Annotated in this window: 16 protein-coding genes; 11 read left to right on the top strand and 5 right to left on the bottom strand. The window is 63.7% G+C overall.

Annotation, left to right across the window (positions count from 1 at the left end):
• Nucleotides 1-97: 97 nt before the first annotated feature.
• Together AC04PT_RS07900 and AC04PT_RS07895 are read left to right on the top strand one after the other, a co-directional pair.
• On the top strand, nucleotides 98-655 hold the full coding sequence (locus AC04PT_RS07900; protein ID WP_482873106.1) for a sigma-70 family RNA polymerase sigma factor: 558 nt from the start codon (nucleotides 98-100) through the stop codon (nucleotides 653-655).
• Complete coding sequence (locus AC04PT_RS07895) at nucleotides 652-1,296, top strand: ChrR family anti-sigma-E factor (protein WP_482873105.1); 645 nt, start codon at nucleotides 652-654, stop codon at nucleotides 1,294-1,296. The genes AC04PT_RS07900 and AC04PT_RS07895 overlap by 4 nt, the downstream gene beginning before the upstream one ends.
• A gap of 6 nt (nucleotides 1,297-1,302) precedes the next feature.
• Here AC04PT_RS07895 and AC04PT_RS07890 read toward each other — a convergent pair whose 3' ends face one another.
• Both AC04PT_RS07890 and AC04PT_RS07885 read right to left on the bottom strand, forming a co-directional pair.
• Nucleotides 1,303-2,610, bottom strand: coding sequence for a lytic murein transglycosylase (locus AC04PT_RS07890; protein WP_482873104.1), 1,308 nt, complete (start codon nucleotides 2,608-2,610; stop codon nucleotides 1,303-1,305).
• Nucleotides 2,611-2,701: 91 nt separating this feature from the next.
• Nucleotides 2,702-3,523, bottom strand: a complete 822-nt coding sequence (locus tag AC04PT_RS07885) for an ABC transporter permease (RefSeq protein WP_482873103.1) — start codon at nucleotides 3,521-3,523, stop codon at nucleotides 2,702-2,704.
• Nucleotides 3,524-3,650: 127 nt separating this feature from the next.
• On the opposite strand from AC04PT_RS07885, the gene cysQ reads away from it, so the two are divergent.
• The 8 genes from cysQ (at nucleotide 3,651) to AC04PT_RS07845 (ending at nucleotide 13,006) form a co-directional block, all read left to right on the top strand.
• Nucleotides 3,651-4,448 carry a 3'(2'),5'-bisphosphate nucleotidase CysQ gene (gene cysQ / locus AC04PT_RS07880; protein WP_482873102.1) on the top strand — a complete coding sequence of 266 codons (798 nt, stop codon included), beginning with the start codon at nucleotides 3,651-3,653 and terminating at the stop codon, nucleotides 4,446-4,448.
• 7 nt (nucleotides 4,449-4,455) lie between these two features.
• On the top strand, nucleotides 4,456-5,706 hold the full coding sequence (locus tag AC04PT_RS07875; RefSeq protein WP_482873101.1) for a glycosyltransferase family 2 protein: 1,251 nt from the start codon (nucleotides 4,456-4,458) through the stop codon (nucleotides 5,704-5,706).
• A gap of 79 nt (nucleotides 5,707-5,785) precedes the next feature.
• Nucleotides 5,786-6,679: a UTP--glucose-1-phosphate uridylyltransferase GalU gene (gene galU / locus AC04PT_RS07870; RefSeq protein WP_482873100.1), complete on the top strand. Its 894-nt coding sequence runs from the start codon at nucleotides 5,786-5,788 to the stop codon at nucleotides 6,677-6,679.
• A gap of 4 nt (nucleotides 6,680-6,683) precedes the next feature.
• Nucleotides 6,684-7,673, top strand: a complete 990-nt coding sequence (gene galE, locus AC04PT_RS07865; protein ID WP_482873099.1) for a UDP-glucose 4-epimerase GalE — start codon at nucleotides 6,684-6,686, stop codon at nucleotides 7,671-7,673.
• Nucleotides 7,674-7,728: 55 nt separating this feature from the next.
• Entirely contained in the window at nucleotides 7,729-8,835 is a 1,107-nt protein-coding gene (locus AC04PT_RS07860; protein WP_482873098.1) for a glycosyltransferase family 4 protein, read from the top strand.
• A 41-nt stretch (nucleotides 8,836-8,876) separates the two neighbouring features.
• Nucleotides 8,877-9,887 (top strand): glycosyltransferase family 2 protein, encoded by a 1,011-nt coding sequence (locus tag AC04PT_RS07855; protein ID WP_482873097.1) that lies wholly within the window; start codon nucleotides 8,877-8,879, stop codon nucleotides 9,885-9,887.
• A complete protein-coding gene (locus tag AC04PT_RS07850) occupies nucleotides 9,884-11,584 on the top strand; it encodes a DUF5927 domain-containing protein (RefSeq protein ID WP_482873096.1) in 1,701 nt (566 codons plus the stop codon). The genes AC04PT_RS07855 and AC04PT_RS07850 overlap by 4 nt, the downstream gene beginning before the upstream one ends.
• A gap of 6 nt (nucleotides 11,585-11,590) precedes the next feature.
• Nucleotides 11,591-13,006 carry a nodulation protein NodH gene (locus AC04PT_RS07845; RefSeq protein WP_482873095.1) on the top strand — a complete coding sequence of 472 codons (1,416 nt, stop codon included), beginning with the start codon at nucleotides 11,591-11,593 and terminating at the stop codon, nucleotides 13,004-13,006.
• A gap of 21 nt (nucleotides 13,007-13,027) precedes the next feature.
• Here AC04PT_RS07845 and hisH read toward each other — a convergent pair whose 3' ends face one another.
• The 3 genes from hisH to hisB all read right to left on the bottom strand — a co-directional run bounded on the left by hisH (nucleotide 13,028) and on the right by hisB (nucleotide 14,843).
• Nucleotides 13,028-13,666: an imidazole glycerol phosphate synthase subunit HisH gene (hisH, locus tag AC04PT_RS07840; protein WP_482873094.1), complete on the bottom strand. Its 639-nt coding sequence runs from the start codon at nucleotides 13,664-13,666 to the stop codon at nucleotides 13,028-13,030.
• Between the two features lie 61 nt (nucleotides 13,667-13,727).
• A complete protein-coding gene (locus tag AC04PT_RS07835) occupies nucleotides 13,728-14,210 on the bottom strand; it encodes a GFA family protein (protein WP_482873093.1) in 483 nt (160 codons plus the stop codon).
• A 45-nt stretch (nucleotides 14,211-14,255) separates the two neighbouring features.
• Complete coding sequence (gene hisB / locus AC04PT_RS07830; RefSeq protein WP_482873092.1) at nucleotides 14,256-14,843, bottom strand: imidazoleglycerol-phosphate dehydratase HisB; 588 nt, start codon at nucleotides 14,841-14,843, stop codon at nucleotides 14,256-14,258.
• A gap of 129 nt (nucleotides 14,844-14,972) precedes the next feature.
• Here hisB and AC04PT_RS07825 point away from each other — a divergent pair, with 129 nt between their 5' ends.
• Nucleotides 14,973-15,212 carry an Lrp/AsnC ligand binding domain-containing protein gene (locus tag AC04PT_RS07825; protein ID WP_482873091.1) on the top strand — a complete coding sequence of 80 codons (240 nt, stop codon included), beginning with the start codon at nucleotides 14,973-14,975 and terminating at the stop codon, nucleotides 15,210-15,212.
• Nucleotides 15,213-15,299: the final 87 nt, after the last annotated feature.

Here is a 15,299-nt window from a genome sequence, read left to right as displayed (position 1 = left end):
TGTGACATACGGTCAGGCTGGTGACTCCTCGCGAAAAGCTGCATTTATTGCGGCGAGGGCCGTGTGCCCTGAAGGCAAATGGGACCGACACCACGGCATGACGGGCGCACAGCAGCAGCGCGAATGGGCGAACCACGTGATCCGCATTCGCGACCATGGGGACCAGGCCGCATTCGCCGAGATTTTCGCCCATTTCGCGCCGCGGGTGAAAGGCTTTCTCATGCGCGGTGGCGGTGACGCAGCGATGGCCGAAGAGGTCACGCAGGAGGTGATGGCGACGCTCTGGCAAAAAGCGTACCTGTTCGATCCGTCCCGCGCCGGGGTCTCGACCTGGGTATTCACCATCGCCCGCAACCGCCGCATCGACATGCTGCGCCGGCAGCGCAGGCCCGAGCCCGAAGATGTCGGCTGGGGCCCCGAGGCCGAGCCCGACCAGGCCGACGTGCTGGCCCTGCAACAAGAGACCGATCAGCTTGGCGCAGCCTTGGCCGCACTGCCCGAGAAACAGAGGGTGCTGATCGAAAAGGCCTATTTTGGCGACATGTCGCACGGCGAGATCGCCGAAATCACCGGCCTTCCACTGGGCACGATCAAGTCCCGCATTCGACTGGCGCTGGAACGCCTGCGCCATGCCATGAAACGAGCCGAGCCATGACCGAGAGCATCACCCATCACCTGACCGAGCCACTGCTGATGGCCTATTCCGCAGGGCAACTGCCTGAGGCCTTCAGCCTTGCCATCGCCACCCATGTCTCGATGTGCGACGCCTGCCGCGCCGCGCTGGAAAGCTACGACGCTGTCGGGGGTGCCCTGTTGGAGGGGGCCGACAAGGCCGAAGTCTCACCAGACGCGCTTGAGGCGACGCTGGCCCGCATAAATGCCGCGCCGCGCCCCGAGCCCGCGCACACAGCAACATCCGACGTGCCCGCCCCGCTGACCGACTACATCGGAGGGGGGCTCTCCTCGGTCCGTTGGCGTCCGGTGGGCATGGGCGTGAAACAGGCGGTGCTGAAGACCTCGGACGAGGCGACCGCGCGGCTGCTCTACATTCCGGCGGGCGCGGCAATGCCCGATCACGGCCACCGTGGTACTGAGTTGACGCTGGTGCTGCGCGGCGCGTTCTTCGACGAGAACGACCGCTTCGGCCCGGGCGACATCGAGGTCGCGACCGAGGCAGACCAGCACACGCCCGTGGCCGATATTGGCGAGGATTGCATCTGCCTCGCCGTCACCGACGCGCCGCTGCGGTTTCGGGGCTGGCTGCCGCGTCTGGCGCAACCGTTCCTCAAGATCTGAGCGTGCCTAGCGCAGCTTCGTCAGGATATGCAGCGTGGCGGTTCCGTCCGGCACCTCACCGATGCTGCGCTGGTAGGCCTGCAAGGCCGCGGTGGTCGCCGGACCGACCTGTCCATCGATACCGCGTGTGTTGAACCCCTTCGCGGTCAGCCGCCGCTGCAGTTCCTTTCGCTCGGCATAGGTCAGCGACCGGTCGTCCTTTGGCCAACTGGCCTGCAACGGGCCGGCGCCGCTGATCCGGTCCGACAGATGGCCGACGCCGATCGCATAGAGATCGGAATTGTTGTACCGCTTGATGACGTCGAAATTCTTGAAGATCAGGAAGGCCGCGCCGCGCGCGCCCGCCGGCAGCATCAGATGCGCCGAGCCATGGTCCGGCACCGGCTTTCCATCCGTCCCGACCACCCCGGCCTTCGCCCATGCCGAGGGCATCCGCGCCTTGCCGCGCCCGACCAGACCGTAGTCAAAGCCTTGCGGTAGCGTCACTTCCACACCCCAGGGCAGGCCGCGCGTCCAGCCGAACCGCTTGAGATAGGCCGCGGTCGAGGCCAGCGCGTCCGTTGGGTCCTCCGACCAGATGTCGCGCTTGCCATCGCCGCTGAAATCCACGGCATAGGCCTGATAGCTCGTTGGAATGAACTGCGTGTGACCCATCGCCCCCGCCCAGCTGCCGGTCATCTTCGCGGGCGTGGTGTCGCCGCGTTCGAGGATGCGCAGCGCCTCGGTCAGCTGCTTGCCAAAGAACCGCCCGCGCCGGCCGTCATAGGCCAGCGTCGCCAGCGCCTCGATCACCCGGATGTCGCCACGGCGTTCACCATAGGCGCTCTCCAGCCCCCAGACAGCGGTGACGATATCCTTGTCGACGCCGTAATGCGCTTCGATCCGGTCGAGCGTGGCGGCATGACGGGCCAAGGCTGCACGACCATTGCGAATGCGCTTCTCCGAAGCCGCGATATCAAGGTACTGGCCCACGGTCTTGGTGAACTCGGTCTGCCGGCGGTCGCGGGCGATGACATCGGTGTTGAAGCGCACGCCCGCAACCGCGCGGTCATAGGTCGACGACGAAACACCCGCGTTCAGCGCGGTGCGGCGGTAGGACCTCAGCCATTTCTCGAACCCCGCATTACGCGGATAGACCTTCGGAGCCTCCGTGCGCTGCGTGATGTCCAGCGCCGACGGTCGCAGCCTTGGACGCAGGCTCATCTGCGCGGGCTCCACCGCCACGTTGGCCTGTGGCTTCGGCGGCCTCGTCTCCTGCGCCGACACGGGGACCGCGAGGCTCAGGAAAATAACCGCTAACGTTCTCGATATCATGGACGCCCCTGCTTCGGTTCTTCGCCCGGCATCCTATCAGAGCCATCCGGAACGGAAACCGACCGCTGCGGCATCGGCGACAGACCGCGGGTTAGCTCCGCGCCGACCAGCTGGCCGAGACATGGCGGCGGGTATAGAATTCGCCCATCAGCCCGATGGTGATCAGCCCGATGCCCAGCCACAGCGGATACTCGATGTTCGAATTGCGCGGGAAATAGTTGACGAAGGCATAGCCCCGCGACTGGTCGATGGCGTGAAACAGCGGGTTCCAGTCGAACATCGCCAGCAGGTATCCGGGCAGAGTGTTGGCCACGAACATCTTGCCCGAGGCAATCATGTTGGCGCGCTGGTAGATCGTCGAGGCGATGCTGATCGCGGTCGGAAACCAAGGTTTCAGCGCCAGGAACACCATGCCGACCGCCGCCCCGGTGAACCAGGCCAGCAGCAGCATCCCCAGACACCCGATCGGATCGTTCAGTTCAACGTCGACGAAACCCACGTCGTAGATGAACAGCACGATCAGGACCGACAGCACTTGGATGTAGAGCGCCGCCAGCATGCCCGACAGGATCGAGATGATGGTGTTCATCGGCGCATGCTGCATCATCGGGCTGGCCGGGCCCTCGGCCCCCACCACCGACCCCATGGTCTTGATGTGGGTCATGTAAAGGAAGATCCCCGACATGATATAGATCAGGAAATCGCCGCGCAGCTTCAGCCCGCGCAGGCCAAGGACGGTGAACATGACGTAGAACACCATCACCATGATGATGGTCTGCAGCACGTTCATCAGGATCGACATGAAGGCGTTGCCATGGGTCTTGCGCACATTGCGCACCGCCCCGTGATAGACCAGTTCCGCCGTTGTTAGGACGGATTCCAGAACGGTCTTGGGACGCCGTTGAACGAACATGTGGCCTGCTCCGCCTGTTTCACGGTGTTTTCGCACGGAATTCTTGCCGTTCCGTTGCTGCCGGAGCATAACCGCAGGCAACCGAACTGACAAACAAATCCGCGGTCTGCGCGCGAAGGAGAGGCTCTTGAACTACACTGAACTCACGCGGGTGATCCGCAGGCTTGCCCTGGAAGCCGGAGACGCGATCATGGAAATCTACGGTGAAAACGATTTCGAGGTGAAGTCGAAGTCTGACGAAAGCCCGGTGACGATCGCGGACGAAAAGGCCGACGCGCTGATCTCGGCCGGGCTGCGCGAGGCTTTTCCCGACGTGACGCTGGTGACGGAGGAACAGGCGGACAGCCATATCGAACGCGCCGACACCTTCCTGATCGTCGATCCGCTGGATGGCACGAAGGAGTTCATTCGCCGCCGGGGCGACTTTACCGTCAACATCGCGTTGGTCGAAGACGGCGTGCCGACACGCGGCGTGGTCTATGCGCCGGCCAAGGGCAGGTTGTTCTATACCAGTGCCATGGGCAACACTGTCGAAGAAACGGGTCCTTTCGACAAGGACACCCCCGGTGAAACCAAACCGCTCAAGGTGCGCGAGCCCGACAATGGCGCGCTGATGGTCGTGGCCTCCAAGTCGCACCGCGATCAGGCCACCGACGATTACATCGAAAAGTACAACGTCGCGGACATGACCAGCGCCGGTTCGTCTCTGAAGTTCTGCCTCGTCGCCACCGGCGAGGCCGATCTTTATCCCCGCCTCGGGCGCACCATGGAATGGGACACCGCCGCCGGGCACGCGGTGCTCGCCGGAGCAGGCGGCTGCGTGGTCCGCTTCGACGACCACACGGCGCTGGCATATGGCAAGGACGGTTACGCCAACCCGTTCTTCATCGCCTACGTGCCGGGCGTCGAGTTGAAAGAGGCCTGACACGTCCATGCGCCCGGCCAGCGTCATCATTGTTTCGCACAGCCGGCCAGCGGCGCTGAAGCGCTGCCTGATCGCGGTGAACCAGCTTTACCATCCGAACTTCGAGGTGGTGGTGATTGCCGACGGGCCGAGCCTTCGGATGCTGGCGGAAACCCCGGCCAGTGGCTGGGTCAAGACGGCGCAGATGGATGAGGAAAACATCAGCCTCGCGCGCAACGCCGGCATCGCCTTGGCGGCGGGCGAGGTGGTGGCATTCCTCGACGACGACGCGGTGCCGGAGCCGACGTGGCTCACCCATCTTGCGGCGGCCTTCGACGACGACGAGGTTGCCGCAGCAGGCGGGTACGTGCGCGCGCGCAACGGGATTTCGTGGCAATGGCGCGCCGCGGCGGTGGATCACGGGGCGGTGCGGCACCCGATCGACTGGGACAGCGACCTGCCAGCGGTCATGCACCCCGCCAAGGGCCGCGCGATCAAGACGGAAGGCACCAACATGGCCTTTCGCCGCGACGTGCTGGCCGGCCTCGGCGGCTTCGATCCGGCCTTCCGTTTCTTTCTTGACGAGACCGATCTGAACATGCGGCTGGCGCGAGCCGGCCACGCCACCGCCATCGTGCCGCGGGCCGAGGTGCATCACGGCTTTTCCGATAGCAACCGCCGCCGGTCCGACCGGGTGCCGCGCGATCTTTACGAGATTGGTGCCAGCCATACCGCCTTCCTGTTCCGCCACTGTCCCAAGTCCCAACGGGCCGGCTATTCGACCGCCTTCGTCAAAGAACAGCGCCGGCGTCTGTTGCGCCACATGATCTCGGGGCGGCTGGACCCGGTTGAGGTGACGCGCCTCATGCGTCGCCTTCACGAAGGTTTCGACGCGGGCCGTCTGCGTCCACCCGGCCCGATGCCGGCCTTGCCCCACGCCAGTGCACCCTTCGCCCCGCGCCCGTCACGCCCCCGGCCTACCCCGCAGCTGCGCTGCGGACGGTGGCACAACCGCACGGAAATCAGGCAATCCGCCGCGCATGACGCGGCGGCAGGACATGTATCGACGGCGATGATCTTTTCGTTCACCGCGCTATATGCACGCGTATCGTTTACGGAGGGCGGGTTCTGGGAGCATCGCGGTGGTCAATTCGGCAAGACGGAACGCAGCGAAAAGCTCTTCACGCTGCGCCGCCTGCGCGACAAGTGCAGGTCCGAGTTCGCGCGGGTCAGAAAGGTCCGTGGCCTGCCTGCCAACAGCTCGGCAGGCCTTAAATGATTCGCGGCTTTCTCCGTTTATTGTCAACCGGTCATGGTGTAGAACCGACCGCAAACCGAGACGTTTTTGAGGAATGAGTATGCGTAACAAGGTGACCAAGGCGATTTTTCCGGTGGCCGGTCTGGGCACACGTTTTCTGCCCGCAACGAAATCGGTCCCGAAAGAGATCATGACCTTGGTCGACCGTCCGTTGATCCAGTACGCGATTGATGAGGCGCGCGCCGCAGGGATCAAGGAGTTCATCTTCGTCACCTCGCGCGGAAAGGGGGCGCTCGAGGATTACTTCGACCATGCGCCCCAGCTTGAGCAGGAGCTCAAGAAGAAAAACAAGGATGATCTTCTCAACATCCTCAAATCCACCAACATGGACAGCGGCGCCATCGCCTATATCCGCCAGCACAAGGCGTTGGGACTGGGCCACGCGGTTTGGTGTGCGCGCCGGCTGATCGGTAACGAGCCGTTTGCGGTCATGCTGCCGGACGACGTGATCGCAGCCGAAAAGCCCTGCCTTCAGCAGATGGTCGAGGCCTACGAGGAAACCGGCGGCAGCATGGTCGCCGCGATGGAAGTACCGCGCGAGAAGACCTCGGCCTACGGTGTGCTCGACGTCGCCGAGGATCACGGCCGGCTTGTGTCGGTTCGCGGCATGGTCGAGAAGCCCAAGGTCGAGGACGCCCCGTCGAACCTCGCGGTGATCGGGCGCTACATCATCACGCCCGACGTGCTGCGGAACCTGACCAAGATGAAACAGGGCGCCGGCGGCGAGATCCAACTGACCGATGCGATCGCCCAGGAAATCGCCGAAGACCGCAATGTCTATGGGCTGCGCTTCCGTGGCCAGCGCTTCGATTGCGGCTCGAAGGCCGGGTTCCTGCAGGCCACGGTGGCCTTCGGACTGGCCCGCGAAGAGCTGCGCGACGACCTTTTGGGCTATTTGCAGGACCTGATGGCCTCGGACAAGGCAGCGCAGTAATTCGATGACCAAGGGCAATATCCTCGTCACCGGCGGCGCCGGATACATCGGCTCGCACGCTTGCAAGGCACTGCGCGATGCGGGCTATACCCCGGTGACCTATGACAATATCTCGACTGGTTGGGAACAGGCGGTCAAGTTCGGCCCACTGGCGCAGGGCGACTTGCTTGACCGCGCCCGGCTGGACGAGGTGTTCGCCGAGTACCGGCCATTGGCGGTGATGCACTTCGCGGCACTCAGCCTCGTGGGCGAAGCGATGTCGAACCCCGGTCTCTACTGGCGCAACAACGTCGGAGGCTCGCTCAACCTGATCGAGGCGGCGGTGAACGCCGGATGTCTGGACTTCGTCTTCTCTTCGACGTGCGCGACCTATGGCGATCAGGACAACGTGGTGCTGGACGAGACCTCCTCCCAGTATCCGCTGAACTCCTACGGCAAATCGAAACGCGCCATCGAAGACATGCTCGAGGATTTCGGTGCTTCGCACGGACTGCGCCACGTGATCTTCCGCTACTTCAACGTTGCCGGTGCCGATCCCGAGGGCGAAGTCGGCGAATTCCATCGCCCTGAAACCCACCTTATCCCGCTGATGCTCGATGCCATCGATGGCAAGCGCGCGGCGTTGACAGTCTTCGGCACCGACTACGACACCCCCGACGGCACCTGCATCCGCGACTACGTGCACGTCTGCGATCTGGTGGATGCCCATGTGCTCGGCCTGAAATGGCTCGAGGACGGCAAGGGCAGCCGCGTCTTCAACCTTGGCACCGGGTCGGGCTTTTCTGTGAAAGAGGTGATCGCGCATTCAAAGTCCGTCACTAACCGCGATGTTCCGCACCAGATCGGCGACCGCCGTGCCGGGGATGCGACAAAACTGGTTTCCGGATCCACGCGCGCCGTGCAAGAACTGGGCTGGAGCCCGAAACGCTCCAATCTGGAGGCGATGATCCGCGATGCCTGGCGCTGGCACCAGTCCGGCCACTACGACAAGTAGGCCCCGCGCCCGATGCCTGGACATCACGCGGCTGATCCGGCGTGCCGGGCGGCCGATGACCGGCGTCGACCGGGTGGAATTTGCCTACCTGCGGGCATTGGTGGCCGATCCCGTGCCGGTCTATGCGCTGGCCCGCACCCGGCTGGGCTATGTGCTGCTGGGTCCGGAAGGCGCCGCGGCGATCCAGCACCTTGCGGAGACCGAAACGTGGGGACCTCTTGACCTGCACGGCCGGGTGCTGCGCAAAGGCTCGGATATGCGCCGCCGCGCCGAGGCCGACCTGCGCCGCCACGCGCTGGACCGCAGCCTGCCGCGCGGGCTGACCCCGATGCTGAAACGTCACCTGCCCGCCGACACGTCCTACCTCAACACCGGCCATTCCAACCTGACCGCACGAGTGATCGCGGCCCTGCGCAGCGCCGGGGCGCGGATCACCGTGCTGACCCACGACACCATCCCGCTGGATCATCCGGAGTTCCAGCGCCCCGGCCAGCCCGAAAAATTTCGCGCATTTCTGACCCGCGTCGAGACCGCCGACCTTATTATCTGCAATTCGCAGGTCACGCGCTCCGACTGCACCCGTCACATGCAGCATTGTCCCAAAATCATCGTCTCGCCGCTAGGGGTCGAGCCGGTCACGCCCGGCCCCTGCCCACCGCACCCCGAGGTGCCGTTCTTCGTCACCGTGGGCACCATTGAGCCGCGCAAGAACCATGCGCTGCTGCTGGATATCTGGGACGCTTTCGCCGCCGAACACCGCCCCGCCCCCCGCCTGTTGATCTGCGGCACCCGCGGCTGGAGCAACGCCGAGATCTTCGCCCGTCTCGACAAGGGCAACCCGCTGGTCGAGGAACGCCCGGGTTTGTCTGACCCGCAGATCGCGGCGCTGCTGACCCGGTCGCACGGGTTGCTTTTTCCCAGCGTTGCCGAAGGCTACGGCCTGCCCCCGCTGGAGGCCGCCGCGCTGGGGGTGCCAGTGATTGCCTGTGACCTTCCGGTCTATCGCGAAACCCTTGGCAACATGGGGATTTACCTGCCGCCCCGCGAAGTCTATTCTTGGCGCAACAAAATAGAACAACTGACTGAGCAGCAACCTCCATGCCGCGACTATGAACCGCCAAGCTGGGACGAGCATTTCAACATTGTCTTAAGCTCGGTTTGATAGCGACGTTAAGAACGCGTGAAGGTTAACGAGGGAGCGGATTGGGCGCCTGGCAATCATATCGCCTGCGGCTACAGCGCAAGCGCTGGCGAATTCGCGCGCTCCGCAAGAGCCGCGAACTGCGCGCCGCGTCTGACCGTACCGATCAAATCAAACCCGGCGATTTGCTGGTCTTGACTACCCTGCGCAACGAACATGTGCGCCTGCCCTATTTCCTGAAGTACTATCGCGACCTCGGGATCAATCATTTCCTGATGGTCGACAACGACAGCACTGACGGCAGCTACGAATACCTTGCCGAGCAGCCCGATGTGTCGCTGTGGCACACCCGCGGCAGTTACAAGCGGTCGCGGTTCGGGGTTGACTGGCTGAACTACCTTGCCCGCAAACACGCGCACGAACATTGGGCGCTGACCGTCGATCCCGACGAATTCTTCCTGTTTCCGTTCTGTGACACCCGCCCGCTGCGCGCCCTGACCGACTGGCTCGATGCCTCGTCGATCCGGTCGTTCTCGGCGATGCTGCTGGACATGTATCCCAAGGGCCCGATCGACGCGCAGCCCTACCTGCCCGGCGACAACCCAATGGACATCGCCTGCTGGTTCGACAGCGGAAACTATACGATCGAACGCAATCCCCGCTTCGGCAACCTGTGGATCCAAGGCGGGCCGCGCCGTCGTGTGTTCTTCCCCGACACCCCTGCCAAGGCGCCTGCGCTCAACAAGATCCCGCTGGTGAAGTGGGACCGGCGCTACACCTACGTCAGTTCCACCCACATGCTCCTGCCGCGCGGGCTGAACCTCGTCTACGACGAATGGGGCGGCGAAAAGGCCAGCGGCATCCTGCTTCATACAAAGTTCCTCGACACCTTCACCGCAAAGGCCGCCGAGGAGCTGGAGCGCAAGCAGCACTACTCGGGCTCGGTCGAATACAAGGCCTATGCCGCGACCCTTCAGGACAACCCGGACCTCTGGTGCAAGTGGTCGGAGCGCTACATCAACTGGCGCCAGCTCGAGATCCTCGGCCTGATGTCCAAGGGCAACTGGGCATGAGCGTCGGGGTCGTCATGCTGGTGCACACCGCCTTCCGCCGCGCCGAGCAGGTGGCGCGGCACTGGGCCCATGCCGGCTGCCCGGTGGTGATCCATGTCGACAAGAACGTCGACGAAAAGCCGTTTCGCGCCTTCATGCAGGCGCTCGCCGACGTCGATCACATCAAGTTCTCGAAACGATATCGATGTGAATGGGGCACTTGGGGCATCGTCGCCGCCAGCCAGACGGCAAGCGAGGTGATGCTGCGGGAGTTTCCCGACGTGCGGCACGTCTATCTTGCCTCCGGATCCTGCCTGCCGCTGCGCCCGGTCGAGGAACTCGTGGATTATCTCGCCGCTCGGCCGCGCACGGATTTCATCGAAAGCGCCACCACCATGGACGTGCCCTGGACAGTGGGCGGGCTGGATGAAGAACGCTTCACCATGCACTTTCCGTTCTCGTGGCGGCAGAACCGGTTCCTGTTCGACAAGTTCGTGCAACTGCAGCGCCGTATCGGGCTGAGCCGCAGGATCCCACAGGGGCTCGTTCCGCACATGGGCAGCCAATGGTGGTGCCTGACACGGCAGACGCTGTCGGCGATCCTTCAGGACCCCAAGCGCGATATCTATGACCGCTACTTCCGCCGCGTCTGGATTCCTGACGAAAGCTACTACCAGACCCTCGCCCGGCTCTACTCCCGCGACATGGAAAGCCGCTCGCTGACGCTGTCGAAGTTCGATTTTCAGGGCAAGCCGCACATCTTCTACGACGATCACCTGCAACTGCTGCGCCGCTCCGATTGTTTCGTGGCCCGCAAGATCTGGCCGCATGCGGACCTGCTCTATCGCTCGTTCCTCACCGACAAGGCCGGCGCGATGAGCCGCACCGAACCCAACCCCGGCAAGATCGACCGCATCTTTGCCAAGGCGGTGGATCGGAGGACGCGCGGGCGGCCGGGGTTGTACATGCATTCGCGGTTCCCGAACGAGAACTGGGAAAACGGCATGAGCGCCGGTGCATATTCCGTGTTCCAAGGCTTTACCGAGCTTTTTCAGGATTTCGAACCCTGGCTGGCCCGCACCACCGGCACCCGTGTGCACGGCCACCTGTTCGCGCCGGGCACCGCGCAATTCGCGGACGATGAAATCGTGGTGCAGGGCGGGCTCTGCAACAGTGGAGAGGTCCGGGACGCCCACCCCTGGGGCTTTCTGACAAGCCTGCTGTGGAACACCCGGGGCGAGCGCCAGTGCTTCCAGTTCGGACCGCTCGACACGCAGGAGGGCGTGGTCTGGAACATCGCCAAGGATCCCAACGCCCAGATCTCGGTGGTTTCGGGGGCTTGGGCGGTGCCGCTGTTCCGGTCCAACCTGGATTTCGCCACGATACGCCGCGCCGCCGCGCAGCTCCAGAAGATCGAGGCCGAGGCGCTGGATGCGTTCCGGTCGCCCTATGCCAAGGCACGGGTGCGGATCTGGACCATGGCCGAGTTCATCGAAGCTCCGATGGAGCCACTGCAATCCATCATCGACGAGATCGGCGTCCGCTCCAGCAGGCGTCTGGCCGAGGTGCCGAAGCTTCAGGACCTTGCCGGCTTCGGCCAGTTTTTGCAGAACCTCAAGAACCAGGGGATGCACCCCTACCTGATGGGCGATTTCCCGGTCGAGGGGCGCGAGCCCGGCCAACGCCCGAAAACCCGCAAACCCTATCTGGTGAGATAACGTCCCATGGCCGGCAACTTCGACAGCTTCGTGGTCTTCGCCGAGATGCGCACCGGCTCCAATCTGCTGGAGGCCAACCTCAACCTCTATGACGGGATCACCTGCCACGGCGAGGCCTTCAATCCGCATTTCATCGGCTACCCCAACCGTGACGACATCCTCGGCATGTCCATGTCCGCGCGGGACACTGACCCGCAGGCGCTGCTGGCGGCGATCCGCGACAGGACAGAGGGGTTGGGCGGTTTCCGCTATTTCCATGATCATGATCCCCGGGTGCTGGAGCCGCTGCTTGACGACGCGCGCTGTGCCAAGATCGTGCTGACCCGCAACCCGGTCGACAGCTACATCAGTTGGAAGATCGCGCAGGCCACCGACCAGTGGAAACTGACCAACGTATCGAAACGCAAACACGCGCGGGCGCGGTTCGACCGCGCCGAGTTCGAACATCACCTCGAGGATTTGCAGGATTTCCAGATCCGGTTGCTCAACGGGTTGCAGAAACGCGGGCAGACGGCCTTCTTCGTCGCCTACGAGGACGTGCAGAACATCGAGGTCATGAACGGTCTGGCACGCTGGCTGGGCTGCGCGGCGCCGTTGGAAAACTTCGACCATAATCTGAAACGCCAGAACCCCAGCGCGCTCTCCGACAAGGTCGAAAACTTCGATGAAATGGAGCGCGTGCTGGCCAAGCTCGACCGTTTCGACCTGTCGCGCACACCCAATTTCGAACCGCGCCGAGGGGCCGCCGTGCCGGGCTACGTCGCCGCCGAGAACGCACCCTTGCTATACATGCCGATCAAGGGGGGGCCGGAGGCGCAGGTCTGCGACTGGCTCGAGACGCTGGGCGGCGGATTGGCCCGCGACTTCAACCAGAAAGCCCTGCGCCAATGGCTGCGTCGCCACCCCGGACACCGCCGTTTCACCGTCTTACGTCATCCGCTGGCCCGGGCGCATCACGTCTTCTGTTCCCGGATCCTGCCCAAGGGTCCTGATACCTTCGGTCGCATCCGCCGGGTGCTGACCAACCGCCACGACCTGCCGATCCCGGCAGACTGGCCCGATGCCGGATATGACCGCGAGACCCATCGCGCGGCCTTTGGCGGTTTCCTTGAATTCATCCGCCTGAACCTCAACGGCCAGACCAACCTGCGCGTCGATCCGCACTGGGCGGGCCAATGCGCGATCCTGCAGGGCATGGGTGAGCTGAGCCTACCGGACCTGGTGCTGCGTGAAGACGAGATGCCCGAATGGCTGCCGAAGCTCGCAAAGCAGCTAGGTCTGGACACCGTACCCGACCTGCCTCCGGTCGCACCCGACGCGCCCTTCAGCCTGGCCGAGATTCACGATGCCGAACTGGAAGAACTGGCCCGCGCGGCCTATCCCCGCGACTACCTGATGCTGGGTTTCGGCGACTGGCAGTAGGATCGGCGCTCGACGCCTATCCTACGGCGCCCATTTCAGGAAGTTTGCGATCATCCGCAGTCCGTTCGCCTGGCTCTTCTCCGGATGGAACTGTGTGCCTACCATGGTGCCGCGCCCGATCACCGCGGTGACGTCGCCGCCATAGTCCACATGAGCCAGCCGTTCGTCAGGGTTGGCGACCTGAAAGTGATACGAATGGACGAAATAGGCATGCGCTCCGGTGTCGATCCCTTCGAGCAAAGGGTGCGGATTGTCGATCTGCAGATCATTCCAGCCCATGTGCGGCACCTTCAGCGCCGGATTGTCCGGCGCGATCTTCACCACCTCGCCCGCGACCCAATCAAGGCCCTGCGTGTCCTCGTATTCCCGTCCCCAGGACGCCATCAACTGCATGCCGACGCAGATGCCCATGAACGGCCGGCCGTTGACCTCGACAGCCTCGATCATCGCGTCGTAAAGGCCGGAATGGCCCTTCAGTTCCCGCATGCAGGCCGGAAATGCGCCATCGCCGGGCAGAACCACCCGATCGGCGCGGGCCACCACCTCGGCGTCGCCGGTCACCACGATATCGCCCGCGCCGGTCTCCGAAGCCATCCGCTGGAACGCCTTCTCCGCCGAATGCAGATTGCCGGATTCGTAATCGATAAGCGCTGTCAGCATGCCGTCCGCCTTGTCTTTTCCTGCGCATGGGGTGGCGCGATTTCCCCGCGCCGTCAAGCACTCAGCGGATATGAAGCACCTCCGCCAGAACCTCGGCCTCCAGCGGCGCACCGTCCGCCGTCGCGGCGTGTTGGCGGTAGGTCTTGAAGCCCGCCGGGACCAGCGTGCCGCGTGTGGCGCTGTCCAGAAAGATGTACTTGCTGTTATCAGGCGTGAAGTCGAACCAGCCGGGATCGTCGAAACTGCCGGCATAAACCCCCAGCCGATCCGGCCAGCGCTGAAACGTCAGGTGGGTCTTGCAGCCGCAGGACGCGCAGAAATGCAGATAGACCTCCTTGCCTGAACCTGCCGAGACGTGCGTGTAAACCCGTGGCTGGCCTGTCATCAGGGCAAAGGCCGTGGTCTCGAAAATCGGCTCCACCATGCCCTGCGCGCCGGTCGCGCGCTGACAGAACTGGCAGAAACAGGCCGTGACCCAAAGCGGTGGCGCGGTGACGCGATAGCGCAATGCTCCGCAAAGGCAGCCGCCGGATTGATCGGTCATGTCTTGGCTCCGAAGTTGCACCGCCGGAGCCTAGCACATTCGCGGTCAGAGCGCGCCCTTGGTCGACGGGATGGCGTTGGACGTGCGCGGATCGGTCTCGACCGCCTCGCGCAGCGCACGCGCAACTGCCTTGAACGTCGCTTCGGCGATATGGTGGCTGTTCACCCCATGCAGCGCGTCAATGTGCAGGGTGAGGCCACCGTGGGTGCTGAGTGCCTGAAAGAATTCGCGCACCAGTTCGGTGTCAAAGGTGCCGATCTTCGCGGTCGGCAGATCGGCGTTCCAGATCAGGAAGGGCCGCGCCGACAGGTCCAGCGCCGCCCGGACGAGCGCGTCGTCCATCGGCAACAGGCACGAGCCATAGCGGCGAATCCCGGTCTTGTCCCCGAGCGCCTTGACCAGCGCCTGCCCCATGGCGATGCCGGTGTCCTCGACCGTGTGGTGATCGTCGATGTGCAGATCGCCCTTGGCGCGGATCGTCATGTCGATCAGCGAGTGCCGCGACAACTGGTCCAGCATGTGATCGAAAAAGCCGACGCCGGTGTCGTTGTCATAGGTTCCGCTGCCGTCGAGGTCGAGCGTCACCGAGATACTGGTTTCCGCCGTGTCGCGGGTGATCGTGGCCGTGCGCATGGGCTCATCCTTTGAAGTCAGTGCCTTATAGGCCGGCGCGCCCCATCCGCCAAGACCCGCATCCGTGGTTTTCATCGCTTGTGCGCGACCGGACACTGTGCCAGCTTCGGGTCAGCCAAAGGAGTTCCGATGTCGACCTGCGTCTTTGTCCAGATCCGCTGCAAGCCGGGCACCACCTACAAGGTGGCCGAAGAGATCGTGTTGCGGGAAATTCATTCCGAACTCTACTCCACGAGCGGCGATTTCGATCTTCTGATGAAGCTCTACATTCCGGCGAACGAGGACGTGGGCAAATACATCAACGATCATCTGCTCGACATCTCGGGCATCGAACGCTCTCTGACGACTCTGACGTTCAAGGCATTCTGACGCAGGAAACCCGGCCAAGATGCCAAACTCGCGCATTCGGTCTGCGCACGGTAGCGTACCGCGTGTCTTGAAGTGATAGAATTTGAA

This window comes from Litorisediminivivens sp. KMU-197, assembly GCF_056858395.1.
Note: the sequence above shows the minus strand (reverse complement) of the source record. Positions and strands in the feature narration are given on the sequence as shown.

Bases quoted from the DNA above. Each gene is read 5' to 3' on its own strand.
- AC04PT_RS07885 (WP_482873103.1), bottom strand. From the start codon at position 3,523: ATGTTCGTTCAACGGCGTCCCAAGACCGTTCTGGAATCCGTCCTAACA.
- AC04PT_RS07890 (WP_482873104.1), bottom strand. From the start codon at position 2,610: ATGATATCGAGAACGTTAGCGGTTATTTTCCTGAGCCTCGCGGTCCCC.
- hisH (WP_482873094.1), bottom strand. From the start codon at position 13,666: ATGCTGACAGCGCTTATCGATTACGAATCCGGCAATCTGCATTCGGCG.
- AC04PT_RS07825 (WP_482873091.1), top strand. From the start codon at position 14,973: ATGTCGACCTGCGTCTTTGTCCAGATCCGCTGCAAGCCGGGCACCACC.
- galU (WP_482873100.1), top strand. From the start codon at position 5,786: ATGCGTAACAAGGTGACCAAGGCGATTTTTCCGGTGGCCGGTCTGGGC.
- AC04PT_RS07835 (WP_482873093.1), bottom strand. From the start codon at position 14,210: ATGACCGATCAATCCGGCGGCTGCCTTTGCGGAGCATTGCGCTATCGC.
- galE (WP_482873099.1), top strand. From the start codon at position 6,684: ATGACCAAGGGCAATATCCTCGTCACCGGCGGCGCCGGATACATCGGC.
- AC04PT_RS07875 (WP_482873101.1), top strand. From the start codon at position 4,456: ATGCGCCCGGCCAGCGTCATCATTGTTTCGCACAGCCGGCCAGCGGCG.
- AC04PT_RS07845 (WP_482873095.1), top strand. From the start codon at position 11,591: ATGGCCGGCAACTTCGACAGCTTCGTGGTCTTCGCCGAGATGCGCACC.
- hisB (WP_482873092.1), bottom strand. From the start codon at position 14,843: ATGCGCACGGCCACGATCACCCGCGACACGGCGGAAACCAGTATCTCG.
- AC04PT_RS07895 (WP_482873105.1), top strand. From the start codon at position 652: ATGACCGAGAGCATCACCCATCACCTGACCGAGCCACTGCTGATGGCC.
- AC04PT_RS07850 (WP_482873096.1), top strand. From the start codon at position 9,884: ATGAGCGTCGGGGTCGTCATGCTGGTGCACACCGCCTTCCGCCGCGCC.
- AC04PT_RS07900 (WP_482873106.1), top strand. From the start codon at position 98: ATGACGGGCGCACAGCAGCAGCGCGAATGGGCGAACCACGTGATCCGC.
- AC04PT_RS07860 (WP_482873098.1), top strand. From the start codon at position 7,729: ATGACCGGCGTCGACCGGGTGGAATTTGCCTACCTGCGGGCATTGGTG.